This is a genomic window from Streptomyces sp. NPDC002104 (genome assembly GCF_053593795.1).
Genome location: NZ_JBSFDF010000052.1, coordinates 35,082 through 59,643, shown reverse-complemented (window position 1 = coordinate 59,643; position 24,562 = coordinate 35,082). Strand labels below are relative to the sequence as shown.

The following is a 24,562-nucleotide window of genomic DNA, read 5'->3' as shown; positions in this document are numbered from 1 at the left end:
GCCCCAGGGGGTCCGGGGCGCAGCCCCGGGGAACGGGCGAAGGGCGGGTAGGGGACTCCGCCCCGCGCAGCGGCACCCACCCCGGCCCGCGGGCCCGGCGTTCCGTCCCGGGTACGCAAACGGGCCGGGCCCGGTGCCCCCGAAGGGGAACCGGGCCCGGCCCGTGCCGTCTGCCGACGGATGATGCCGCTTAGTTGTCGTCCTCGTCGATCAGGAAGCCCCGCATGGGAGACGGCGCCTGCTGCATCGGCTGCGGAGCAGCCGGCCGCACCGGAGCCATCGGCTGCGTCATCGCCGGGGACATCTGCTGCTGCCCGCCACCGTAGGAGGGGGCCATCGGGGACGGACCACCCATCGGGGAGGGACCGCCGCCCATGGACGGACCGCCCATGGAGTGCATCGCACCGGCCGGAGCCATCGACGGGGTCGGCGACGGCGGCAGCGCGGGACCGGCGGGGTTCCGCGGCGGAGCCAGCGAGTCGTCGGCCTGCGTCTCCAGCTGGCGCAGCTGCGACTCCAGGTAGGACTTCAGACGGGTGCGGTACTCACGCTCGAAGCCCCGCAGGTCCTCGACCTTGCGCTCCAGCGTGGCGCGGGCGGACTCCAGGGAGCCCATCGCGACGCGGTGCTTCTCCTGCGCGTCCCGCTCCAGCGCGTCGGCCTTGGCGCGGGCGTCCCGCTCCAGGCCCTCGGCGCGCGACCGGGCCTCGCCGACGATCTTGTTGGCCTCGGAGCGGGCCTCCGCGATCGCCTGGTCGGCGGTCTGCTGCGCGAGCGACAGGACGCGGGCGGCGCTGTCGCCACCGGGACCCTGCTGCGGGAGCTGCTGCGGCTGCTGGTGCATCTGCTGGCCCATGGGCTGCATCTGCTGGCCCATCGGCTGCATCTGCTGACCCATCGGCTGGCCCATCTGCTGGCCGAGCGGGTTCTGGCCACCCATGGACTGCTGCTGCTGTCCCTGCATCGGGCCACCCATCAGGCCGGGACCCTGCTGGCCCATGCCCTGCTGACCCATGCCCTGCTGGCCCATCTGCTGCTGCCCACCCATGGTGTGCTGCTGCTGTCCCTGCATCGGGCCGCCCATCGGGCCGGGGCCCTGCGGACCGCCGTGCCCACCGGGGCCGGCCGGAAGCTGGGGCGGGCCGCCCTGGAGCTGCGGCTGCCCCATGGGGGGCTGCTGCTGCTGCGGGGGGCCGGATATGGCCGCGGGCACGGGGGCGCCGGGGCCACGCTGGCCTCCACCGTCCTGGGGGTCCGGCTTGCGCATGCCCTGCTGCTGGTTCTGCGCTGCGGCGCGGGTGGCGGCCGCCAGCTTGGCGCGCAGATCCTCGTTCTCGCGCAGCAGGCGCGTCAGTTCGGACTCGACCTCGTCGAGGAAGGCGTCGACCTCGTCCTCGTCATAGCCCTCTCGCAGGCGGACGGTCGTGAACTGCTTGTTCCGCACGTCCTCGGGAGTCAGCGGCATGTCTTCTTCACCTCTACGTAGTCGTCGGCAGTCGGCAGGACCGTATCGGGACTGTCCCCGCGCCTGCGGGGGAGCTCATCGTTCACACGCTTCTCGCAGCGGTGCTCACGAAACTGATGAGGATGTAAACGATGATCATCAGAACGAAGAAGGACAGGTCGAGTGCCACGCCCCCGAGACGCAACGGCGGGATGAGCCGCCGAAGGAGCTTGAGCGGTGGATCGGTGACAGTGTAGGTGGCCTCCAGAACGACCACCATCGCCTTGCCGGGTGTCCATGAACGTGCGAACTGGAACACGTAGTCCATGACCAGTCGGAAGATCAGCACGATGAGGAAGCACATCAGCGCGATGTAAACCACTTCGAGTGCGACGCCCATCCCGCGCTTCCCTCTCCCCTGCTTCCGCCCTGTACCCGGTCCCGTATCTGACGGATCGGTCTAGCTTTGGTTGAAGAACCCGCCCTCCGCGATGCGGGCCTTGTCCTCCGCCGTGACATCGACGTTAGCAGGAGACAGCAGGAACACCTTCTGTGTCACGCGTTCAATGCTGCCGTGCAGACCGAAGACAAGACCGGCGGCGAAGTCGACAAGACGCTTCGCGTCCGTGTCGTCCATCTCCGTGAGATTCATGATCACCGGGGTGCCCTCACGGAAGTGTTCCCCGATGGTACGGGCCTCGTTGTAGGTCCGGGGGTGCAGCGTCGTGATGCGGTACGGCTCCCGCTCGGAGACGACCTTGGGCATGATCACGGGGGCGTTCTTCTCCAGATTCGAGCGATCGGGTGTGATGGACGCCACGGGTGCGATTCGTGCGGGACGTCCGTTTTCAACCGGCATTGGGAGGGGTTCTCTTGGCGCCGGAGGCTGGGCAACTCGTACCGGTTCGTCCGATACGGGCGTTTGATGCGAAACAGGTTGCTGCCGGCGGTCCCGCTCGCGCGACCGCTCCGGCTCCGGCTCGGGTTCGAACTCGTCGTCGGGGTCGTACCCCGGGTTGTCGTACCGGTCGTCCTCCACGAGGCCGAGGTAGACCGCCATCTTGCGCATCGCGCCGGCCATTCTCTGAGTCCTCCGCTCTGTGGTGGATCGCCCTGTCGCAGGTGTCCCGCAGTGTCACGAATGTCACCAACTGCCCGCGATCCACGTGGCCTGTCCGCTCATCAGCGGAAATGACCATATTTTCTGCTGTGGTCCGACTTTCTTCGCGACGTTACCCGAGCCGGGGTCTCGCGCCGAGTACCGCAGTGCCGACGCGTACATGTGTCGCACCGGCCGCAACGGCCTGTTCCAGGTCTGCGCTCATCCCGGCCGAGACCATCGTGGCAGCCGGATGGTCCGCGCGCAGGCGGGATGACAATTCCACCAGCCGCTCGAAGGCCGCTTGTTCGCGTCCCGCGTACTGCCCGGCCAGCGGAGCGACCGTCATGACACCGTCGATGCGCAGTCCGGGAGCCGCCGCCACGAGGTCCGCCAACTCGGCGAGCTGCTCGGGCGCCGCGCCGCCGCGGGCCCCCCGTTCGCCCGACTCGGCGTCGAGGGCGATCTGGACCAGGCAGCCCAGTTCCCGCCCGGCGCCCTCCGCGGCCGCCGAGAGGGCGGTGACGAGCCTGGGGCGGTCGACGGACTGCACGAGGTGCGCGTATCCCGCCACCGAACGGACTTTGTTCGTCTGCAACTGACCGACGAAGTGCCAGGTGAGGGGCAGATCCGCGCAGGCCTCGGCCTTGGGGGCCGCGTCCTGGTCCCGGTTTTCCGCCACGTGACGGACCCCCAGGTCCGCCAGCAGTCGTACGTCGCTCGCCGGGTAGGTCTTGGTGACCACGATGAGGGTCACCTCCTCCCGCTTGCGCCCGGCGGCCGCGCAGGCGGCCCCGATCCGCTCCTGCACCCGCGCGAGGTTCTCGGCGAGCTCGGACTTACGATCCGTCATTCTTCAGTCCAACCAGACATATCCGGCAAGCCGCCCGGTCATCCGGTCGCGGCGGTACGAGAAGTGGTCCCGCGACTCCAGTGTGCAGACCGGGGAACGGCCGAGGTCGGCCACCCCCGCCTCCGCGAGCTGCGCGTGCACTCCGGCCACCACGTCGACGGCCGGTGTCCCCCAGCTCGTCTCGGCGTACGCGGCCGGCACCACCTCGGCGACCGCCGCCCGCATCTCGGCGGGAACCTCGTAGCAGCGTCCGCACACCGCCGGTCCGGTACGGGCCACCATGCGCGCGGGGTCGGCGCCGAGCGAGACCATCGCCCCGACGGCGGCGCCCACGACTCCGGCGACCAGTCCGGGCCGCCCGGCGTGGGCGGCTCCCGCGATGCCGGCGACGGGGTCGGCCAGCAGGACGGGCGTGCAGTCGGCGGTGAGGACCGCGAGGGCGAGCCCCCGACGGGCGGTCACCACCGCGTCCACCGCCGGGATCTCCTCCCGGTCCGGGCCCCACGGGCCGTCGACCACCGCCACGTCCCGGCCGTGCACCTGGTTCATCCAGACCACCAGGTCCGGCGCGATGCCGAGCGCCTTCGCCGCGGCGGCCCGGTTCGCACGAACGGCGGCCGGGTCGTCTCCGACCGCGCCGCCGAGATTGAGCTCCTCGTACGGAACGGCGCTCACCCCGCCCCACCGGTCGGTGAAGGCGAAGTGGGCGCCGCTCTCGCTGTACTGCTCCAGGGTCACTTCAAGAAGTCCGGGACGTCCAGTTCCTCGGCCGGGCTGTCCTGGTACGGCCGGGCCGTCGGGACCTGCGGGGCCGGAGCCTCGGCGACCGGGACCGGCTCGCTGCGGACCGGCTCTTCGCGCGGGGTGACCGAGCCGAGTCCGCCGAAGGCCGGGCGGGCCGGCTCGGCGGCACGGACCGGAGCCGGGGCCGGCTCCTCGCGCTTGGTGGAGGCCGCGCCGATGACGTTGTCGCGGCGGGCCGGGGGCTGTCCGCCGTCGAACCCGGCCGCGATGACGGTGACCCGTACCTCGTCGCCGAGCGCGTCGTCGATGACGGCTCCGAAGATGATGTTCGCCTCGGGGTGCGCGGCCTCGCTCACCAGCTGCGCGGCCTCGTTGATCTCGAAGAGACCGAGGTCCGAGCCGCCGGAGATGGACAGGAGCACGCCGCGGGCGCCGTCGATGGACGCCTCCAGCAGCGGCGAGGAGATCGCCATCTCCGCCGCGGCCACCGCGCGGTCGTCGCCGCGCGCCGAGCCGATGCCCATCAGGGCCGAGCCCGCCTCGGACATCACGGACTTGACGTCCGCGAAGTCGAGGTTGATCAGACCCGGGGTCGTGATGAGGTCCGTGATGCCCTGGACGCCGGACAGCAGGACCTGGTCCGCCGACTTGAAGGCGTCCAGCACGCTGACCTGGCGGTCCGAGATGGACAGCAGGCGGTCGTTGGGGATGACGATGAGGGTGTCGACCTGCTCGCGGAGCTGGGCGATGCCGTCCTCGGCCTGGTTCGCGCGGCGCCGGCCCTCGAAGGTGAACGGCCGGGTGACCACACCGATCGTCAGGGCGCCCAGCGAGCGCGCGATGTTGGCGACGACGGGTGCGCCGCCCGTTCCGGTGCCGCCGCCTTCGCCGGCGGTGACGAAGACCATGTCGGCCCCCTTGAGGACCTCCTCGATCTCCTCGCGGTGGTCCTCTGCCGCCTTGCGGCCGACATCGGGGTTGGCCCCGGCGCCGAGACCCCGGGTGAGTTCCCGGCCGACGTCGAGCTTGACGTCGGCATCGCTCATCAACAGCGCCTGGGCGTCTGTGTTGATGGCGATGAACTCGACGCCCTTGAGACCGACCTCGATCATTCGGTTGATGGCATTGACACCACCGCCGCCGACACCGATGACCTTGATGACTGCGAGGTAGTTCTGCGGTGCTGCCACGTCGAAGGCCTCTCGCCTCGAGTTACGTGTCGTTCGCCTCGCGGGCCTGCGGTGCGACGACTGATGCCGAAATTGGGACGGTCCGTACACGCCGACCCGAACCCTAACCCTGAAGTTTAGGGTTATGAGTGTGTCTGTTCCTTGGACTCTTCCGAACAGGACACTAAGTCGACAAGTAGCGCGTGTTCAACGAACACGCCGAACCTCCCGTTTTTCTTTTCACCCTATGTGATCACCCGTATCGGTGGCCAACCAGGGTGCGACGCTGTTCGGCCGGACGTCAACTACCGGACACCGCCGGGGCGGTGGGGACGCTCACGTCGAATCGGTCAGCCTTGGGCGAGGCCTTCAGGAGCGCCGACAGCGCGCGGCCCTTCGCCTCGCCCTGTTCGCCGCTCCCCCAGACCACCGACCGGCCGCCGCTCAACTCCAGTACCACCGAGTCGTAGGACCGGACCCTGACCTGCAGGGTCTGCTTGCGGACGGGTTCCGGGAGGACTCCTGCGATGAGGACGGCCTCGCGCAGCAGCCGTTCCTCGTCGAAACGGCGGCCGCTCGGGGACTGCTTGGAGCTCAGTTCGAGGAGCGGAACACCCGCCGGAGCCTGTCCGACCGTGTCGAATCGCACACCGGAAGCGTCCACTTCCACGAACCGCGCGTCCTTCTTGATGAGCAGAACGGGTTTGCGTTCCGTCACCTTCACACCGATTCCGTGCGGCCAGGCCCGCACCACATCGACCGAATCGATACGGGGCAGGCGGCCGCGGAGCCGGGCTTCGATCTCGTCGGTGTCCACGGACACCAGGGGGGCTCCGACGGGAACGGCCGCCGCCGCCAGCACCTGCTCCCGGGTCAGGACCTCGGTGCCGGTGGCGGTGACCTTCTCGATCCGGAGCCAGGAGGAGCCGTAGAGCACCCAGGTGCAGCCGGCGGCCAGGAGCAGCGCGAGGACCACCCCGGCGACCACGAGGGGTCCCCGGCGCAGTCCTCCCGGGAGTCCCCCGGGGCGCGGTCCGCGCGGCCCCCCGGGGCCGGAGCCCTTGGGCGGCTTCGGCGACTTGGGGGCCTTGGGGGTCCCCGGCCGCCCGAGCGGGCCGGAGCCCTTCCCGGCGGCTCCCGGGCCGCCACGCTGCGCGGTGCTCGCTCCGGCCACTCGTGTGCCTCCTGCGTCGGTGCTTCCCGCGTCAGCGGGCTCTGTTGGCTGCGATCGCCTCGTACACCATGCCGACGAGCAGCTCGTCGGCGTCCCGCCGGCCGAACTCGGCGGCGGCGCGGGACATCTCGTACAGCCGGTGCGGGTCGGCGAGCACCGGGAGGACCTGGCTGAGCACCCACTGGGGCGTCAGTTCCGCGTCGTCCACGAGCAGGCCGCCGCCGGCCTTGACCACCGGCTGGGCGTTGAGCCGCTGTTCGCCGTTGCCGATCGGCAGCGGGACGTAGGCGGCGGGCAGCCCGACGGCGGACAGTTCGGCGACGGTCATCGCGCCCGCGCGGCACAGCATCATGTCGGCGGCGGCGTACGCGAGATCCATCCGGTCCACGTACGGTACCGGGACATAGGGCGGCATCCCGGGCATGTTGTCGACACGCGGCAGTTCGTTCTTCGGGCCGACCGCGTGCAGGATCTGGACGCCGGAGCGCTGGAGGGTCGGCGCGACCTGCTCGATCACCTCGTTGAGGCGGCGGGCGCCCTGCGAGCCGCCGGAGACCAGCAGGGTCGGCAGGTTGGGGTCCAGGCCGAAGGCGGCGCGCGCCTCCGGGCGGACCAGCGCCCGGTCGAGGGTGGAGATCGAGCGGCGCAGCGGGATGCCCACGTAGCGGGCGCCGCGCAGTTTGCTGTCGGGGGTGGAGACCGCGACGGCGTGCGCGTACCGGGAGCCGATCTTGTTGGCCAGTCCGGGCCGGGCATTGGCCTCGTGGACGATGATCGGCACCCCGAGCCGCTTGGCCGCGAGGTAGCCGGGCAGGGCCACGTAGCCGCCGAAGCCGACGACGCAGTCGGCCTTGGTGCGGATCAGGATCTCCTCCGCGGCCTTGATGGTGCCGCGCAGCCGTCCTGGGACGGTGATCAGCTCGGGCGTGGGCCTACGGGGCAACGGGACGGCCGGGATCAGTCCCAGCTCGTAGCCGCGCTCGGGCACCAGGCGGGTTTCGAGTCCGCGTTCGGTGCCGAGGGCGGTGATGCCCACGGAAGGGTCCTGCCTGCGCAGGGCGTCCGCGAGGGCCAGCGCCGGCTCGATGTGGCCGGCGGTCCCCCCACCGGCGAGTACGACATGCACCGAAATTCACCGCTCTCCGGACGGACGCTTCTTGACGCGCCGTCTCATCGACTTCCATCTCTGCCCGGTCCGCGGCCGGCCGTTCTTGGGCCTCCGCATCGCGAGCGCCGCCCGTGCCGCCGGCTCCTCCCGCGCGAAGGCGATGAGCAGTCCGACCGCGAACATGGTCGGCAGCAAGGCGGACCCACCGTAGGAGAACAGCGGGAGCGGGACCCCGGCGATCGGCAGCAGACCGAGCACCGCACCGATGTTGATCACGGCTTGCGCCGTGATCCAGGTGGTCACGCCTCCCGCGGCAAACCGTACGAAGGGGTCCTCCGTGCGTCCGGCCACGCGGATACCCGCATAGCCTAGGGCCGCGAACAGGGCGAGCACCGACAGCGTCCCCGCCAGCCCCAGTTCCTCGCCGGTGATGGCGAAGATGAAGTCGGTGTGGGCCTCTGGCAGTTGCCCCCATTTTTCCACACTGGCACCGAGTCCGGAACCGAACCATCCGCCCGATGCCAGGGCGTAGATTCCGTGGACGGCCTGCCAGCACAGCCCGTTGTCGGGCAGCTCGGAGACTCCGATGCACTGGAGCCGGTCCATGCGGTGCGGGCTGGTCTTGATGAGCAGGGCGACGAGCACGCCCACGAAGGCCAGGACCGCCGCGAACATCCGCGTCGGGGCTCCGGCCAGCCACAACAGCCCGAACAGGATGGCTCCGAGGATCATCGCGGTGCCCATGTCCCCGCCGAGCATGATGAGCCCGAGCAGCAGGAAGGTGACGGGGACCAGCGGCACCAGCAGGTGTTTCCACTGGCTCAGCAGGTCCTTGTCGCCCTTGCGCGCCAGCAGGTCGGCGCCCCAGAGGATGAGGGCCAGTTTGCCGAACTCACTGGGCTGCAGCATGAACGGACCGCCAAGGGAGATCCAATTCTGGTTGCCGTTGATCGACACTCCTATCCCGGGGACCTGGACCAGGACCATCAGGAAGAGCGTGCCGGTGAGCACCGGATAGGACAGGGCCCGGTGGAGTTTGACGGGCATCCGGGAGGCGATCAGCAGCAGTCCGGTGCCGATCGTGGCCGCCAGGAACTGCTTCTTGAAGAAGTACGCGTCGCCCAGCCCGAGCTGGAGCGCCTTGATCATGGAGGCCGAGTAGACCATCACCAGGCCGAGCACGGTGATGAGCAGCGCGCTGCCGAAGATCAGGTAATACGCCGTGAGGGGCCGGTCCCAGGCCCGGCGGAGCTGCCGTTGCGTCCGCCGCAGCCGAGTCAGCGGCCCGCCCCCGGCGGGCCTGCCGGGACGCGCCGCGGGGCGCGCACGGCCCAGCACCCCCCTGCCGGCCCTGGGCGCGCCGGATGGGGCGGCCCTGCCCTCTCTGGCGGTCCGGGCCGCCTTGGCGGTCTTGTCCGCGGACGGCCGCCGCCCCGGCAGCACTTGCTTGGCCGGCATCTGTGATCTTCCCCTCCAACTCGTACGAGGCGAGCAGCCGGTCGGCCGGAGGGAACCTGCCCTGGATCGAGCCGGTCCTAGGCCTGCTCGGCGGCCAGTTCGCGCACCGCGTCGGCGAACGCGTCCCCACGCTTGCTGTAGTTCGCGAACATGTCCATCGAGGCACAGGCAGGGGCCAGCAGAACCGTGTCGCCGGGTTCCGCGAGCCGGGCCGCTTCCCGGACCGCCGCGAGCATCGCCCCAGTGTCGGTCCGTGCGAGGTCCACGACCGGGACCTCCGGGGCGTGTCGCGCCAGTGCCTCGGCGATCAGGGCCCGGTCGGCGCCGATCAGGACGACGCCCCGCAGCCGCTTCGCGGCCTTCTGCACGAGCTCGTCGAAGGTCGCGCCCTTGGCGAGGCCGCCGGCGATCCAGACCACCGGCTCGAAGGCCGCCAGGGAGGCTTCCGCGGCGTGGGTGTTGGTGGCCTTGGAGTCGTCCACGTACGTGACCCCGCCGACCTCGTCGACGTGGCTGACCCGGTGGGCGTCCGGCCGGAAGTCGCGCAGTCCGTCGCGGACGGCGCGCGGCGCCACGCCGAAGGCGCGGGCCAGGGCGGCGGCGGCGAGGGCGTTGGCGATGTTGTGCGGGGCGGGCGGGTTGACGTCCGCGACCTCGGCGAGTTCCTGGGCGTTCTTCTGCCGGTTCTCCACGAAGGCCCGGTCGACGAGGATGCCGTCGACGACGCCGAACATGGAGGGGCCGGGGGCGCCGAGGGTGAAGCCGATGGCCCGGCAGCCCTCTTCGACGTCCGCCTCGACGACCAGGTCCTCGGTGGCCTTGTCGGCGGCGTTGTAGACGCAGGCGACCGTGTTGCCCTCGTAGATCCGGCCCTTGTCGGCGGCGTACGCCTCCATCGAGCCGTGCCAGTCGAGGTGGTCCGGGGCCAGGTTCAGGACGGCCGCGGAGTGGGGGCGCACCGAGGGCGCCCAGTGCAGCTGGTAGCTGGAGAGCTCGACGGCGAGGACGTCGTACGTCTCCTCGCCGAGGACCACGTCGATGATCGGGGTGCCGATGTTGCCGACGGCCGCCGTCCGGAGCCCGGCCGCCTTCAGGATCGAGGCGAGCATCTGGGTGGTGGTGGTCTTGCCGTTGGTCCCGGTGATCGCCAGCCAGGGGGCGGCGTCCGGGCCGCGCAGCAGCCAGGCGATCTCGACGTCGCCCACGACGTCCACGCCGGCCGCGGCGGCTGCCGCGAAGAGGGGGCTGTCGGGCTTCCAGCCCGGCGAGGTGACCACGAGGTCGGTGCCCTCGGGCAGGGTCTGCGCGTCGCCCAGGCGTACGGAGATGCCCGCCGCCTCCAGCTCCGCGGCCCGCGCGCGGTGGCCCTCGCTGTCGCCGCCGTCCACGACGGTGACGACCGCACCGAGCCCGGCCAGGGCGCGCGCGGCGCTGATGCCGCTCACGCCGAGGCCGGCGACGGTGATGTTCTTGCCGTGCCAGGCGGTCACTTGTCGGCTGCCCATCCCGCGTAGAAGACGCCGAGGCCCACGATCACGCACATGCCCTGGATGATCCAGAACCGCACGACGACCAGGACTTCGGACCATCCCTTGAGTTCGAAGTGGTGCTGCAGCGGTGCCATCCGGAAGACGCGCTTGCCGGTCAGCTTGAAGGAGCCGACCTGGATGACGACCGACATGGTGATGAGGACGAAGAGGCCGCCGAGGAGCGCCATCAGGAACTCGGTGCGGGAGCAGATCGCCAGGCCGGCGAGCGCGCCGCCGAGGGCCAGCGAACCGGTGTCGCCCATGAAGATCTTGGCGGGCGAGGTGTTCCACCACAGGAAGCCGAAGCAGGCGCCCATGAGGGCGGCGGCGACGACCGCGAGGTCCAGTGGGTCGCGCACCTCGAAACAGGCCGCCGGGTTGGTCAGGGTCTGCGCGTTGGCGCAGGACTCCTGGTACTGCCAGACGCCGATGAAGGTGTAGGCGCCGAAGACCATCACGGCGGCGCCGGTGGCCAGGCCGTCGAGGCCGTCGGTCAGGTTCACGCCGTTGGACATCGCCAGGATCATGAACAGGGCCCAGACCACGAACAGCACGGGGCCGATCGCCCAGCCGAAGTCCGTGACGAACGACAGCTTGGTGGAGGCCGGGGCCAGTCCGCGGGCGTCCTTGAACTGCAGCGCGAGCACCGCGAAGGCGATGCCGACGATCAGCTGGCCGGCCATCTTGGCCTTGGCCCGCAGACCGAGCGAACGCTGCTTGACGATCTTGATGTAGTCGTCGAGGAAGCCGACCACGCCCATGCCCGCCATCAGGAAGAGGACGAGGATGCCCGAGAAGGTCGGCTGGCTGCCGGTGATCACCTTGGTGAGGGCGTACGCGATCAGCGTCGCCAGGATGAAGGAGATGCCGCCCATGGTGGGCGTGCCCTTCTTCCCGGCGTGACCGCGCGGCCCGTCGTCACGGATGAACTGGCCGTAGCCCTTGCGGGCCAGACCCTTGATCAGCAGCGGGGTGCCGATGAGCGTGAGGAAGAGTCCGATGACTCCGGAGAACAGGATCTGCCTCATCGGCCGGCGACCTCGCCGTCGAGCAGGGCCTGGGCCACCCGCTCCAGGCCGGCTGACCTGGAAGCCTTCACCAGCACGACGTCTCCCGGGCGCAGTTCACTGCGCAACAGGTCGACCGCCGCCTGCGCGTCGGACACGAGCACCGACTCCTCACCCCACGAACCCTCGTTATATGCGCCCAGTTGCAGCCAGGAGGCTTCCCTGCCCCCGACCGCGACCAGCTTGCTCACGTTGAGCCGGACGACAAGCCGTCCGACCGCGTCGTGCTCGGCGAGCGCGTCGTCTCCGAGCTCGGCCATCGGGCCGAGCACCGCCCACGTGCGGGCCCCGTTGGCCTTGCCGGCACCGCCCATCGCGGCGAGTGCGCGCAGTGCGGCCCGCATGGACTCGGGGTTTGCGTTGTAGGCGTCGTTGACGATCGTCACGCCGTCCGCCCGCTCGGTGACCTCCATCCGCCACCGGGACAGGCTGCCCGCCCCGGAGAGCGCGATGGCGATCTCCTCGGCGGACATGCCCAGCACGTGGGCGACGGCGGCCGCGGCGAGCGCGTTCGACACGTGGTGCTCACCGTACAGCCGCAAGGTCACGTCGCTGCACCCGGTGGGTGTTCGCAATGTGAAGGAAGGCTGTCCCCTGTCCGTCATCCGGACCTCGGTGGCCCGGATGTCGGCGTCCTCGGCCTCGCCGAACAGCACCGTACGGGCCTTCGTGCGCCCGGTCATGGCACGTACCAGCAGGTCATCGGCGTTGAGGACGGCGATGCCGCCCTCCGCCTCGGACGGCAGGGACTCGACGAGTTCGCCCTTGGCCTGCGCGATCTGCTCCCGGCCGCCGAACTCCCCGATGTGCGCGGTGCCGACGTTGAGGACCACGCCGATCCGCGGGGGCGTCAGTCCGGTGAGGTAGGCGATGTGGCCGATGCCGCGGGCGCCCATCTCCAGGACCAGGTGCTGCGTCTCCTCGGTGACCCGCAGCGTCGTGATCGGCAGGCCGATCTCGTTGTTGAGGTTTCCGGGGGTCCACACGGTCGGCGCGTGGTGCTGCAGGACCTGGGCGATCAGGTCCTTGGTGGAGGTCTTGCCGGCGGAGCCGGTGAGGGCCACGACGTCGGTGCCGAGACGTTCGACGACGGCGCGGGCGAGCGCGCCGAGGGCGGCCACCACGTCGGGGACGACGATGGCCGCGACGCCGACGGGCCGGGTCGCGAGGACGGCCACGGCCCCGGCGGCCAGGGCGCGTTCGGCGTAGTCGTGGCCGTCCACGCGCTCCCCGACGAAGGCGGCGAACAGGCTGCCGGCCTGCACCTCGCGGGAGTCGTAGACGACGGGGCCGGTGACCAGGACGGACGGATCCGGTATGTCGTGGGGCTGCCCGCCGGTGATCTCGGCGATCTCGGCGAGGGAAAGGGCGATCACTGGTTCACCTCGGCCTGTCGGGGACGCTGGCGTGCTTGGGTCTCGATGGCCGCGCGCAGGACCGCCCGGTCGTCGAAGGGGCGTACGACGCCCGCGATGTCCTGGCCCTGCTCGTGGCCCTTGCCGGCCACCAGCACGGTGTCGCCGGGCTCGGCGCGCGCGACGGCGGCGGCGATGGCCGCCGCCCGGTCGGCGTCGACGAGGACGGCGCCCCGCTCGGCGGGCGGTACGGACACGGCGCCGCGGAACATCGCGGCGAGGATCCCGAGGGGGTCCTCGGAACGCGGGTTGTCGGAGGTCAGTACGGCGGTGTCGGCGAACCGGGCGGCCGCCGCGCCCATCGGGGCCCGCTTGGTGGTGTCGCGGTCGCCGCCGCAGCCCAGGACGACGTGCAGCTTGCCGGTGGTGACCTCGCGCAGGGCGCGCAGGACCGATTCGACGGCGTCCGTCTTGTGCGCGTAGTCCACGACGGCCAGGTACGGCTGTCCCGCGTCGACCCGCTCCAGGCGGCCGGGCACCCCGGGGACCGCGGCGACGCCGTCGGCGGCGGTCTGCGGGTCGAGGCCGGCGGCGGCGAGCGTGACGACGGCGGCCACGGTGTTGGCCACGTTGAACGGGCCGGGCAGCGGGGCGGTGGCGGTGATCCGCTCGCCCGCGGGGCCCACCAGGGTCAGGGTCGAGTCCATGTGGCGCGAGACCACGTCCTCGGCCCGCCAGTCGGCGGCCGGGTCGCCGGTGGCGGAGAAGGTGACGACCGGGATCGGCGCCTCCTTGGCGAGGCGGCGGCCGTACTCGTCGTCGATGTTGACCACGCCGAGGCGGGCGCGGCGCTCGGTGAAGAGCTGCGCCTTGGCCTGGAAGTAGTCCTCCATGTCGGAGTGGAACTCCATGTGCTCCGGGCTCAGGTTGTTGAAGACGGCCACGTCGAAGACGCAGCCGTCGACCCGGCCGAGCACCAGGGCGTGACTGGAGACCTCCATGGCGACGGCCTCGACGCCGCGTTCGCGCATGACCGCGAACAGCGCCTGCAGGTCGGTGGCCTCGGGGGTGGTGCGCTCGGACTTGATGCGTTCGTCGCCGACGCGCATCTCGACGGTGCCGATGAGCCCCGTCCTGCGTCCGCCGCCGCGCAGGCCGCCCTCGACGAGGTACGCCGTGGTGGTCTTGCCGGAGGTGCCGGTGATGCCGATCTGGAGCAGGGCCTCGCCCGGCCGTCCGTAGACCGCGGCGGCCAGTTCGCCCATCCGGCCGCGCGGGTCGGCGACGGCGAGGACCGGGAGTCCGGTGGCCGCGGCGCGTTCGGCGCCGGCCGGGTCGGTCAGTACGGCGGCGGCGCCGAGGGCGGCCGCCTGGGCGGCGAAGTCCGCGCCGTGCAGTTTGGCGCCCGGCAGGGCCGCGTACAGGTCCCCGGGGCGCACGGCACGCGAATCGTGCGTGATGCCGGTGATCCGCGTCAGAGCGCCGGGGGCGTCCGGGGCGCCGGGTGCTCCGACTCCCAGCAGCTCCGCCAGCTCGCCGAGGGGTGTCGGGCGCACGGACAGGGGACGTGGCGCTCCCGGCGGCGCTGCCGGTGCGTCGTTCTGGGTGGTTCTGGGCTGATCAGCGTGGGGCACGGCGGTGAGCGTACCGGGCGCGGCGGGCCGCTCGCGAAGCGAGGGCCCGGCCTGGGGCGCGGCGGACCCGTGGTTCCCGGATTCGGGGGTGATCGTTGTCACTGATGGTGCCTCACGCTTTTCTGGGGCGGGCCGGCCGGGGCTGCGGTCACTGGCCCGGCTGCGGGCTGGGCTTGGAGCCGGGCTGCGCGCCGGGTTCGTAGGTGACCGGGAGTCCGGCGGGGGCGGTTCCGGTGGGAGCGATCTGGAGGGTTTTGAGGGCGAACTCCATGACCTTCTTGTAGATGGGTCCGCAGATCTGGCCGCCGAAGTAACTGCCCTTGGTGGGGTTCTGGATGGCGCAGTAGACGGTGATGCGGGGGTTGTCCGCGGGTGCGAATCCTGCGAACGAGGCGGTGTAGCCCTTGTAGCGGCCGGTGGCCGGATCCACCCGGTTGGAGGTGCCGGTCTTGCCGCCGACCCGGTAGCCGGGGATGCGGGCCTTGGTGCCGGTGCCCTCCTGGTCGTCGACCACCGACTCCAGCATTTCCGCGAGGGTCTTGGCGGTCTCCTTGCTGACCACCCGGGTCCTCGCGGGCGCGGGCGCCGGGGTGAAGCGGCCGTCGGGGCCCTTGGTGCCGCGGACCAGGGTGGGGGCGATGCGCTCGCCGCCGTTGGCGATGGTCGAGTACACGGAGGCCGCCTGCATGGCGTTGAGGGACAGGCCCTGGCCGAACGGGATCGTGTACTGCTGGGAAGTGGACCACTTCTCGGCCGGGGCGAGGATGCCCCGGGACTCGCCGGGGTAGTTCAGGCCGGTGGGCCGGCCGATGCCGAACTTGTCCAGGTACGCGTGCAGGACCTTGTTGGATTCGGGCTGCGTCGGGCCGAGCTGGCCGGTGGCCAGGATGGTGCCGATGTTGGAGGACTTGGCCAGCACCCCGTTGAGGGTCAGGTACCAGGTCGGGTGGTCGATGTCGTCCTTGAAGAGCCGGTCGCCGCGGTGCAGCCGGTTGGGCACCTCGACGTGGGTGCCGGGCCCGGCCTTCTTCTCCTCCAGGACGGCCGCCATCGACATCACCTTGGCGGTGGAGCCGGGCTCGTACACGTCCTGGAGCGCGGCGTTGCCCATGGCGGCGGAGCTGGCCTTGGAGAGGTCGTTGGGGTCGAAACCGGGGGCGTTGGCCATGGCGAGGATCTCGCCGGTGGTGGTGTCCTGGACGATGACGTACCCGCGGTCGGCCTCCGACTTGGCGACCTGCTCGGTGATGGCGCTCTGCGCGGCCCACTGGATGTCGCGGTCGATGGTCAGCTCGATGTCCTCGCCGGGCACGGCGGGCTTCTCGCTGGACCCGGCGGTGGGCACGCGGCGGCCGCCGGACTGGGCGTACGTGAGCTCGCCGGCCTTGCCGGACAGCTTCTTGTCGAGGGAGGACTCCAGGCCGCCGCCGCCCTTGCCCTCGGCGTTGACGTAACCCAGTATCCCGGCGGCGAGGTCGCCGTTCGGGTACACGCGCTTGCTGCTGTTCTCGTTGAACACGCCGGCCAGGACGTTGGCGCCGGGGCCGTTGTTCTTCTTGTCGGCGGACGCCTTCTCGGCGAAGACCTTCTTGAGGTCCTTGATCTGGTTCCAGACCTGCGGGGTCTGGCGGCGGGCGAGGACCACGTAGCGGGTGTTCTTCGTCTTCAGGCGCGCGGTGAGCTCCTTGGCGTCCTTGCCGAGGATCGGCGCGAGGAGGGCCGCCGCCTGCTCGGGGGCGTCGGGGGCCTTGCTCTCCTGCACGGTGAACATGTGCGGGTCCGCGGTGATGTCGTACGCGTCCACGCTGGTGGCCAGCGCCACGCCCTTGCGGTCGGTGATCACCCCGCGTTCGGCGGCCAGGGTGTAGCTGGCGAAGCGGTTCTCGGAGGCCTTGGCGGAGTACGCGGACGCGTCGACGGCCTGCACCTGGAGCAGCCGTACGACGAACACCAGCATCACCATCGTCAGGCCCACGCTGACCAGCCGCAGCCGGGGCTTGGGGGCGCCGAGGCGGATGGTGTGCGGTTTCCTCGCGGGGGCGGGGCGCCGGGTGGTGGGCCTGGCGGCCGGGCGGGCCGCCGCGGCCCGGGCGCGCTCCCCGGCCGGCCGGGGCCGCCCGGGCCCGGGCACCCGCCGCCGCGGCGGCTCCTGGGGGCTCATGCGGCGGCCCCGTGGACGTGCGCGAAGCCCGGCTGCGCCTGAGCTCTTGGGGCTCCGCCCCGGACCCTGCTCCTCAAGCGCCGGAGGGGCTGGATTTGGCCTGCGCCGGCCCATACGCGCACGTCGGCGGGGTGGATGAATCCGGCCTCGCCGGCGTGTGAGGCGCGGGGGTCCTGGGGCTGGCCCCCGGCGACGGCGCCGCACGCGGCGCGGGTCCGGGCGGAGCCCGGGGACCCTCCCCCGGCCTCGCCGGCGTGTGGGGCGCGGGTCAGGGCGGAGCCCTGGGAACGGTGGAAGGGCGGGGAGGGGACCGGCCCCGCAGGGGTACGCGTCACGACGTCACCGTCCAGGGGTCTGGGAGGGCTGGGGAGCGCCACCCGAGGGCGCGCTTGAGGGGGCCGGGGCAGCGGCCGGAGGCGCCGGGGATCCGCCCGGGGCCGGGGAGCCTGCCTGCGCCGGGGAGCCGGCCGGGCTGGGGACGGCCCCGCCCGGGGAGGCCGGGACCGGCGGGGCGGACGGCGGCGGCGACGGGGGCGGCGGCTCGGCGGCCGGGGACGCGGTCCCGGCGACCTTGCCGTCGGGCCCGATGAACACCGGGCTGCCGCCGGGCACCAGACCGAGCTCGTGCGCCCGCCGCTGCAGCGCGTCGGGCGCCGAATAGCCGTCGACGTCCCGCTGCAGCGCCTGTTCCTCGTCCGTGAGCGCGGTGGTCTCCCGCTTCAGCTTGCTCAGCTGGAAGGAGCCCTGGTTGAGCGCCGAGTTCAGCAGCAGCAGGCTGATCAGCCCGCCGCCGAGCAGCGCCACGACCAGCAGGACGAACGGGGTCCGCGCCGCCTGTCCGGCGACCGGCCCCCCCAGCACCCGCCCCAGGCGTTTCACAGCCGCGCCTCCCGGATGCGCTCCACCCCGCGGCAGCGGGCCGGCGCCGCACGCCGGTTCTCCGCGATCTCCTCCTCCGTCGGCAGCTCCGCACCGCGCGTCAGCAGCTTCAGCTTCGGCTGGTACTTCTCCGGTACGACCGGCAGCCCGGGCGGGGCCGTGGAGGTGGCGCCGGCGGCGAAGACCTGCTTGACGAGGCGGTCCTCCAGCGACTGGTACGAGAGCACCACGATCCGGCCGCCGACCGCGATCCGGTCCACCGCGGCGGGGATCGCCCGCTCCAGTCCGGACAGCTCTCCGTTGACCTCGATGCGCAGGGCCTGGAAGGTGCGCTTGGCCGGGTTGCCGCCGGTCCGCTTCGCCGCCTGCGGCAGGGAGTCGCGGATCAGTTCGACGAGGCGCGCGCTGTTGGTGAAGGGGTCCTTGTCCCGCTCGCGCACCACCGCGGACACGATCCGCTTGGCCTGCTTCTCCTCGCCGTACTGGCGCAGGATGCGGACCAGTTCGCCGGGCGCGTAGGTGTTGAGGACCTCGGCCGCGCTGATGCCCGTCGTCTGGTCCATCCGCATGTCGAGCGGGGCGTCCTGTGCGTAGGCGAAGCCGCGGTCGGCCTCGTCCAGTTGCATGGAGGAGACGCCGAGGTCGAAGAGGATGCCCTGCACGGCGGGGATGCGCAGGCCGTCCAGGACCTCGGCCAGGTCGGCGTAGATGGCGTGGACGAGGGTGACCCGGTCCCCGAAGGGCGCGAGGCGCTCCCCGGAGAGGCGCAGGGCTTCCTTGTCGCGGTCGAGGCCGATCAGGTGGGCCTCGGGGAACCGGGTGAGCAGGGCCTCGCTGTGGCCGCCGAGGCCGAGGGTGCAGTCGACGACGACGGCCCCGGGCCTCTCCAGTGCCGGGGCCAACAGGTCCAGGCACCGCTGGAGCATCACCGGGACGTGTCGGGACTCGCTAGTCAAAGCGCCCTCTCAGATAACGGCGCGGCAGGCATACGCCGCGCCGCGCACGCGGAGTCTTACCAAAGGGCCGGGCGGCCGGTCAGGGCCGGGCTCCGGCCGGTTCGCGTCACTTTAGTGCAACGGTCGCCGCGGTCAACGAACCGCCCCGCGCGCCGTGCGCCCCACTGCGACCGAAGCCGCAAAAGCCGCGAATCACCCGGACAGCCGCGTGCGCCTCACCCTTGTGGGTTAGCTCACAACAGGATCAGGTGACCTTCTTTGTCCACCCTCACTCGATGCTCATACGCCCTGTGACCACTAACGTCGTATCCATGACGACTTCCGCATCCCTGCCCGCCGAGTCCGCCCGCCTGTCCCCCGAGGGCTCCGGCACCACCGACAGGCTCGTGGAACTGAACCGCGCCTACGCGGCGAAGTTCAGCGACCCCGGCATGGACGCCCGGCCGGTCCTCCAGGTGGCCGTCGTGGCCTGTATGGACGCCCGTCTCGACCTGCACGCCGCCCTCGGCCTGGAGCTCGGCGACTGTCACACGATCCGCAACGCCGGCGGTGTGGTCACCGACGACACCATCCGCTCCCTCACCATCAGCCAGCGGGCGCTCGGCACCCGCACCGTGATACTCATCCACCACACCGGATGCGGTCTCGAAAGCCTGACCGAGGACTTCCGGCACGAGCTGGAGGACGAGGTCGGCCAGCGCCCCGCCTGGGCCGTCGAGGCCTTCCGCGACGTGGACCAGGACGTCCGGCAGTCCATGCAGCGGGTCCGCACGAACCCCTTCCTGCCCCACAAGGACGATGTGCGAGGCTTCGTCTTCGACGTGCACACCGGGCTCCTGCGGGAGATCGATCCCACCTCTTGAGTGACACCAGGGCCAAGCGGCGTCAAGAATGCGGGGAGACGTCACCCGGAAGGAAGCTTCCGGGCCGGTGATCGCGTGACGACGTTCTTGATGCTCGCGGTTTCAGAGGTGTTTCGGGGTGGGCCGGTCATGCGCCATGGGGCGCCGGCCCTGGGAAAGGGTCGAGGAGAATCAGGTGACCACGTATGACGACCGAGCGAGCCTCGCGGATCTGACCAGCACGGCGCAGCAGGTGCGGGAATCGATCGAAAGCGTGATCGAGGGCAAGCCCGAGGTGGTCCGCCTCGCGCTGACCGTCCTGCTCGCCGAGGGCCACCTGCTCATCGAGGACGTTCCCGGCGTCGGCAAGACGATGCTGGCCAAGGCGCTCGCCAAGTCCATCGACTGTTCGGTCCAGCGGATCCAGTTCACCCCGGACCTGCTGCCCTCGGACATCACCGGCGTGAGCATCTACGACCAGCAGCGCCGGGAGTTCGAGTTCAAGCCGGGCGCGATCTTCGCGCAGATCGTCATCGGCGACGAGATCAACCGCGCCTCCCCCAAGACCCAGTCCGCGCTGCTGGAGTCGATGGAGGAGCGCCAGGTCACCATCGACGGCACCACCTACACGCTGCCGAGCCCCTTCATGGTCGTCGCCACCCAGAACCCGGTGGAGATGGAGGGCACCTATCCGCTGCCCGAGGCCCAGCGCGACCGCTTCATGGCCCGGGTCTCGGTGGGCTACCCCAGCCCCGAGGCCGAACTGCGGATGCTCGACGTGCACGGCGGACTCTCCCCGCTCGACGATCTGACGGCCGTCGCGCACGCCCACGACATCGGCAAGCTCATCGAAGCCGTCCGCGAGGTGTACGTGGCCGCGCCCGTCCGGCGCTACGTCGTCGACCTGGTCGCCGCCACCCGCAGCCACCCGGACCTGCGCCTGGGCGCCTCGCCCCGTGCCACCCTGCACCTGCTGCGCGCCGTGAAGGCCTCCGCCGCCCTGTCCGGTCGGGACTACGTCCTGCCCGACGACGTCCAGGCCCTGGCCGGACCGGTCCTCGCGCACCGGCTGCTGCCGACCGCGCAGGCCCAGCTGAGCCGGCGCACCGCCGAGCAGGTCGTCGCCGACATCCTCCAGCGCACCCCCGTACCGGCCGCGCAGTCCCGCGGCGAGATCCCGCCCGGCGCGGGCATCCGGGGCTTCTGATGAGCGCCGGCGCCCCGCACGACGCGGGCGGCCGGGGTCCCCAGGAGGGTGGCGGGCTGCGCGCGTCCCTGTCCGGGCTGACCACCCGCGGCCGGTCCTTCCTGGCCGCCGGGATCGCCGCCGGGCTGTGCGCGTACGTGCTGGGCCAGTCCGAGCTGCTCCGGGTCGGGCTGCTGCTCGCCGTGCTGCCGCTGCTCTGCGTCCTGGCCCTGCACCGCACCCGCCACCGGGTCTCCGGCAACCGCCGGCTGACCCCGATGCGGGTGCCCGCCGGCGCCGAGGCGCGGGTGCAGCTGCGGCTCGACAACACCTCCCGGATGCCGACCGGGCTGCTCATGCTCCAGGACCGGGTGCCGTACGTACTGGGGCCCCGGCCGCGCTTCGTCCTGGACCGGGTGGAGCCGGGCGGCCGCCGCGAGGTCTCCTACCGGGTCCGCTCCGACCTGCGCGGCCGCTACCCGCTGGGCCCGCTCCAGCTGCGGCTCACCGACCCCTTCGGGCTGGTCGAGCTGACCCGCTCCTTCTCCGCGTACGACACCCTCACCGTCATCCCGCGCACCGAGGCGCTGCCCCCGGTCCGCTTCACCGGCGAGTCCTCCGGCTACGGCGACGGCAGCCGCCGCTCGCTGGCCCTGGCGGGCGAGGACGACGTGATCCCGCGCGGCTACCGGCGCGGGGACGACCTGCGCCGCGTGCACTGGCGCTCCACCGCCCGCTACGGCGAGCTGATGGTGCGCCGCGAGGAGCAGCCGCAGCGCAGCCGGGCCACCGTGCTGCTGGACACCCGGCGCCTCGCCTACGAGGGCGCCGGCCCCGACTCGGCCTTCGAGTGGGCGGTCTCCGCCGCCGCGTCGGCCCTGGTGCACCTGCTGGAGCAGGGCTTCTCCGTGCGGCTGCTGACCGACACCGGGGACTGCGTGCCCCGCGAGGGCGGCGGCTTCACCTCCGGCGGGCAGGAGTCCGCGGAGGCGGCGGGGCTGCTGATGGACACCCTCGCGGTGGTCGGCCACTCCGACGGCGCGGGCCTCTCGCGGGCCTGCGACGCGGTACGCAGCAACGGCGCCGGCAGCGGCTTCGGCGGAGCGGGCGGTGACGGGCTCCTCATCGCCTTCTTCGGGGACCTGGACGACGTACAGACGGGCTTGGCGGCCAAGATGTGCCGCCGCGGCGGAGGCGCCGTGGCGTTCGTCCTGGACTCCGCGCAATGGTCGGGGCGGCCCCAGGGCCTGGCTTCCGTGATGGCGCAGGGGCTGCCTCCGCTGGAGGAGCGCCTGGCCGGGCTGCGCGACGCGGGCTGGACGGCCCTGCCCGCCCCGCCCGGGGTGGCCTTCGGGGAACTGTGGCGGCAGGCGGGCAACGCGCCGATCGGCGCGGCGGGCGGTTCTGGTTCGGCGGGGGGCTGGGGATGAGCGGACGGGCGAGACTGACGGTCTTCGCGGCCCTGGCGACGCTGTTCACCGCCTGGTCGCTGAGACCGCTGGTGGAAACGGGCGGCTGGCTGCCGCAGGCGGCGCTGCTGCTGGCGCTGCAGAGCGCGGTGGGCGCGGGCGCGCGGCGGGTGCCGCTGGCCCGGACGCTGACCGTCGCCTCGCAGGTCCTCGTATCGCTGCTGGCACTAATGCTGGTGTTCGGCGGGAAGATGCCGTCCGCCGCCGGCGAAGGGCTGCTGGACTACCTCGTCACGGACTTCGGCGCACTGTTCCGCCAGGGCGTGCAGGACGTCAACGAGTTCTCGATGCCGGCCCCGCTCACCGACGGGATCCGGCTGCTGCTGGTGTCCGGGGTGCTGCTGATCGGCCTGCTGGTGGACCTGCTGGCGGTGACCGTACGGACGGCCGCCGCGGCCGGGCTCCCGCTGCTCGCGCTGTACTCCGTGGCGGCGGGCCTGTCGGGCGCGGCCACCGGGTCGGGCGGCGCCTCGGTCTCGTCGACGGGCTCCTTCCTCCTCGCGGGCTGCGGCTACCTCCTGCTCCTGCTCGCCGAGGGCCGCGACCGGCTCGCCCAGTGGGGCCGGGTCTTCGGGGCCGCCCCTCGCGGAAAGGTCGCCGCCGGATTCTCGGGCGGCGCCCAGGCCGTCGCCCCGGTGCGCACCGGGCGGCGGATCGGCGCGGTCGCGCTGGGTCTGGCGCTGGCGATGCCGCTGGTGCTGCCCTCCATGGGCAGCGGACTGCTGGGCACGGGCGGCGGCGCGGGCGAGGGCGAGGGCAACGGCCTGGGCCCGTCGATCCAGGCGGTCAACCCGCTGGTCTCCCTGCAGAGCAGCCTGAACACCCAGGACAACCGGGTGGTGCTGCGCTACCGCACGGACAGCCCGCAGCTCAGCGAGCAGTACCTGCGGATCCTGGCGCTGGACGAGTTCAACGGCGTCAAGTGGGAGGCGTCGGGGCGCGCCCTGACGGACGTCCCGAAGCGGATGCCGAACCCGCCCGGGGTGAGCGAGAGCGTGCTGGGCGGCGCCACCGAGGTGCAGACCTTCATCTCCTCGGCCCAGACCTACGCGCAGCGCTACCTGCCGATGCCCTACCCGGCGACGGGCGTGGACATCGCCGGGAAGTGGCGGTTCGAGCCGGCCGGGCGCACGCTCGTCGGGGACCAGCTGGGCAAGGACAAGTTCCAGAACGCCCAGGGCGTGCAGTACTCGGTGCGGAGCCTGCTGCTGAACCCCACGGCGGAGCAGTTGCGCCGCGCCCCGGCGCCGAATCCCGAGATCGCGGCCGAGTACACGAAGGTGCCGGACAACCTGCCGCCGGTCGTCGTGCAGAAGGCCCGCGAGGTCACGCGCGGCACGAAGGACGACTACTCGGCGGCGGTCAAGCTCCAGGACTACTTCGCGGTGAGCGGCGGATTCCGCTACGACACGAAGGTCTCCTCGGGTACGGGTGCGCAGGCCATCGCCAAGTTCCTCGCCGACAAGGAGGGCTTCTGCGTCCACTTCGCCTTCTCGATGGCCTCGATGGCGCGCACCCTCGGGATCCCGGCGCGGGTCGCGGTCGGGTTCACGCCCGGGGTGAAGCAGTCCGACGGCGTCGTCAACGTCTCGATGCGGGACGCGCACGCCTGGCCGGAGCTGTACTTCGAGGGCGTGGGCTGGACCCGCTTCGAGCCGACGCCCCGGTCGGGGATCACGGTGCCGGACTACAGCCGGCCCGCCGCCCCGCAGACCCAGCCGAGCGTGCCGACGGCGGCTCCGTCCGCGAGTGCGGCGCAGCCTTCGGCCGGTCCCTCGACGGCGGACGACTGCCCGCCGGACCAGAAGAAGCTGGGCGAGTGCGGTCCGGCCGCGGGCGGGCGGAACACGGGCGCGGGGGGCGACGGCGCCTCGGCGCCCACGGTCCTGGCCTGGACGGCCGCGGGCGTCCTGCTGCTGGCCCTGCCGCTCCTGCCGTTCCTGTGGCGCGGGCGCCTGCGGGCGCGACGGCTCGGCTCCGGGCAGGTCCTGGCCGCCTGGCGGGAGCTGGGCGACGCGGCGTGGGACGCCGGGATCGTCCCGGACGAGGCGCTGTCCCCCCGGGGGGCGGCGGACCGGGTGGTCTCCCTGGGCCGGCTGGACGCGGAGGCGGCCGATGCCGTACGCCGCGTCGCGGGCGCGGTGGAGCGGGAGCTGTACGCACCGCCGGGCGCGGAGCCCCCCTACGGGGAGCTGGCGCAGGACGTCCTGCTCGCCCGGGCCGGTCTCCTCGCCGGAGTGTCCCGCCGGGCCCGGCTGCGGGCCCTGCTCCTCCCCCGCTCGGCGGCCCGCGTCCGCTGGGCCGCCTCGGCCCGCTGGTCATCACTGACCACCCGCTTCGCCGACGCGGCGTCACGCACCCGGGCCCGCATCCCCCTGCGCGGCCGCGGCTGAGGGAGGGGACGGGCACCGAAGCCCTGCGGGGCCGTCCCGCCC

Annotated in this window: 20 protein-coding genes; 4 read left to right on the top strand and 16 right to left on the bottom strand. The window is 72.2% G+C overall.

All coding sequences use genetic code 11. The features are described from left to right. Positions 1–190: 190 nt before the first annotated feature. The 16 genes from ACWCP2_RS31505 to rsmH all read right to left on the bottom strand — a co-directional run bounded on the left by ACWCP2_RS31505 (position 191) and on the right by rsmH (position 18,600). Positions 191–1,465 carry a DivIVA domain-containing protein gene (locus tag ACWCP2_RS31505; protein WP_450911965.1) on the bottom strand — a complete coding sequence of 425 codons (1,275 nt, stop codon included), beginning with the start codon at positions 1,463–1,465 and terminating at the stop codon, positions 191–193. An 82-nt stretch (positions 1,466–1,547) separates the two neighbouring features. After that, positions 1,548–1,844: a YggT family protein gene (locus tag ACWCP2_RS31500; protein ID WP_327307175.1), complete on the bottom strand. Its 297-nt coding sequence runs from the start codon at positions 1,842–1,844 to the stop codon at positions 1,548–1,550. Between the two features lie 60 nt (positions 1,845–1,904). Beyond that, a complete protein-coding gene (locus ACWCP2_RS31495; RefSeq protein WP_450911964.1) occupies positions 1,905–2,525 on the bottom strand; it encodes a cell division protein SepF in 621 nt (206 codons plus the stop codon). A gap of 151 nt (positions 2,526–2,676) precedes the next feature. Then, positions 2,677–3,396 carry a YggS family pyridoxal phosphate-dependent enzyme gene (locus ACWCP2_RS31490; RefSeq protein ID WP_450911963.1) on the bottom strand — a complete coding sequence of 240 codons (720 nt, stop codon included), beginning with the start codon at positions 3,394–3,396 and terminating at the stop codon, positions 2,677–2,679. Between the two features lie 3 nt (positions 3,397–3,399). Beyond that, on the bottom strand, positions 3,400–4,134 hold the full coding sequence (pgeF, locus tag ACWCP2_RS31485) for a peptidoglycan editing factor PgeF (protein ID WP_450911962.1): 735 nt from the start codon (positions 4,132–4,134) through the stop codon (positions 3,400–3,402). After that, the gene (gene ftsZ / locus ACWCP2_RS31480; protein WP_243330151.1) at positions 4,131–5,330 is read right to left on the bottom strand and encodes a cell division protein FtsZ; all 1,200 of its coding nucleotides are present in this window, start codon (positions 5,328–5,330) and stop codon (positions 4,131–4,133) included. The genes pgeF and ftsZ overlap by 4 nt, the downstream gene beginning before the upstream one ends. 280 nt (positions 5,331–5,610) lie before the next feature. Beyond that, positions 5,611–6,483, bottom strand: a complete 873-nt coding sequence (locus ACWCP2_RS31475) for a cell division protein FtsQ/DivIB (RefSeq protein ID WP_450911961.1) — start codon at positions 6,481–6,483, stop codon at positions 5,611–5,613. Positions 6,484–6,514: 31 nt separating this feature from the next. Further along, positions 6,515–7,609 (bottom strand): undecaprenyldiphospho-muramoylpentapeptide beta-N-acetylglucosaminyltransferase, encoded by a 1,095-nt coding sequence (gene murG, locus ACWCP2_RS31470; protein ID WP_274552337.1) that lies wholly within the window; start codon positions 7,607–7,609, stop codon positions 6,515–6,517. Positions 7,610–7,615: 6 nt separating this feature from the next. Continuing rightward, positions 7,616–9,049 (bottom strand): putative lipid II flippase FtsW, encoded by a 1,434-nt coding sequence (gene ftsW, locus ACWCP2_RS31465; RefSeq protein ID WP_450911960.1) that lies wholly within the window; start codon positions 9,047–9,049, stop codon positions 7,616–7,618. A gap of 77 nt (positions 9,050–9,126) precedes the next feature. Further along, entirely contained in the window at positions 9,127–10,554 is a 1,428-nt protein-coding gene (gene murD, locus ACWCP2_RS31460) for a UDP-N-acetylmuramoyl-L-alanine--D-glutamate ligase (RefSeq protein ID WP_450911959.1), read from the bottom strand. After that, on the bottom strand, positions 10,536–11,606 hold the full coding sequence (gene mraY, locus ACWCP2_RS31455) for a phospho-N-acetylmuramoyl-pentapeptide-transferase (RefSeq protein WP_450911958.1): 1,071 nt from the start codon (positions 11,604–11,606) through the stop codon (positions 10,536–10,538). Before mraY ends, murD begins: the two co-directional genes overlap by 19 nt. Next, complete coding sequence (locus ACWCP2_RS31450) at positions 11,603–13,021, bottom strand: UDP-N-acetylmuramoyl-tripeptide--D-alanyl-D-alanine ligase (RefSeq protein WP_450911957.1); 1,419 nt, start codon at positions 13,019–13,021, stop codon at positions 11,603–11,605. Before ACWCP2_RS31450 ends, mraY begins: the two co-directional genes overlap by 4 nt. Next, positions 13,018–14,736, bottom strand: a complete 1,719-nt coding sequence (locus ACWCP2_RS31445) for a UDP-N-acetylmuramoyl-L-alanyl-D-glutamate--2,6-diaminopimelate ligase (RefSeq protein ID WP_450911956.1) — start codon at positions 14,734–14,736, stop codon at positions 13,018–13,020. Before ACWCP2_RS31445 ends, ACWCP2_RS31450 begins: the two co-directional genes overlap by 4 nt. Before the next feature lie 46 nt (positions 14,737–14,782). Then, positions 14,783–16,795 (bottom strand): peptidoglycan D,D-transpeptidase FtsI family protein, encoded by a 2,013-nt coding sequence (locus ACWCP2_RS31440; RefSeq protein ID WP_450911955.1) that lies wholly within the window; start codon positions 16,793–16,795, stop codon positions 14,783–14,785. A gap of 339 nt (positions 16,796–17,134) precedes the next feature. Next, on the bottom strand, positions 17,135–17,674 hold the full coding sequence (locus tag ACWCP2_RS31435; protein ID WP_450911954.1) for a hypothetical protein: 540 nt from the start codon (positions 17,672–17,674) through the stop codon (positions 17,135–17,137). Beyond that, positions 17,671–18,600 carry a 16S rRNA (cytosine(1402)-N(4))-methyltransferase RsmH gene (rsmH, locus tag ACWCP2_RS31430; protein WP_399453912.1) on the bottom strand — a complete coding sequence of 310 codons (930 nt, stop codon included), beginning with the start codon at positions 18,598–18,600 and terminating at the stop codon, positions 17,671–17,673. Before rsmH ends, ACWCP2_RS31435 begins: the two co-directional genes overlap by 4 nt. Positions 18,601–18,941: 341 nt before the next feature. On the opposite strand from rsmH, the gene ACWCP2_RS31425 reads away from it, so the two are divergent. The 4 genes from ACWCP2_RS31425 to ACWCP2_RS31410 all read left to right on the top strand — a co-directional run bounded on the left by ACWCP2_RS31425 (position 18,942) and on the right by ACWCP2_RS31410 (position 24,520). After that, positions 18,942–19,493, top strand: coding sequence for a beta-class carbonic anhydrase (locus tag ACWCP2_RS31425; RefSeq protein WP_450911953.1), 552 nt, complete (start codon positions 18,942–18,944; stop codon positions 19,491–19,493). 175 nt (positions 19,494–19,668) lie between these two features. Then, a complete protein-coding gene (locus ACWCP2_RS31420; protein WP_450911952.1) occupies positions 19,669–20,679 on the top strand; it encodes an AAA family ATPase in 1,011 nt (336 codons plus the stop codon). Then, positions 20,679–22,088, top strand: a complete 1,410-nt coding sequence (locus ACWCP2_RS31415) for a DUF58 domain-containing protein (RefSeq protein ID WP_450911951.1) — start codon at positions 20,679–20,681, stop codon at positions 22,086–22,088. Before ACWCP2_RS31420 ends, ACWCP2_RS31415 begins: the two co-directional genes overlap by 1 nt. Next, positions 22,085–24,520, top strand: a complete 2,436-nt coding sequence (locus ACWCP2_RS31410) for a transglutaminase family protein (protein WP_450911950.1) — start codon at positions 22,085–22,087, stop codon at positions 24,518–24,520. Before ACWCP2_RS31415 ends, ACWCP2_RS31410 begins: the two co-directional genes overlap by 4 nt. Positions 24,521–24,562 lie beyond the last annotated feature (42 nt).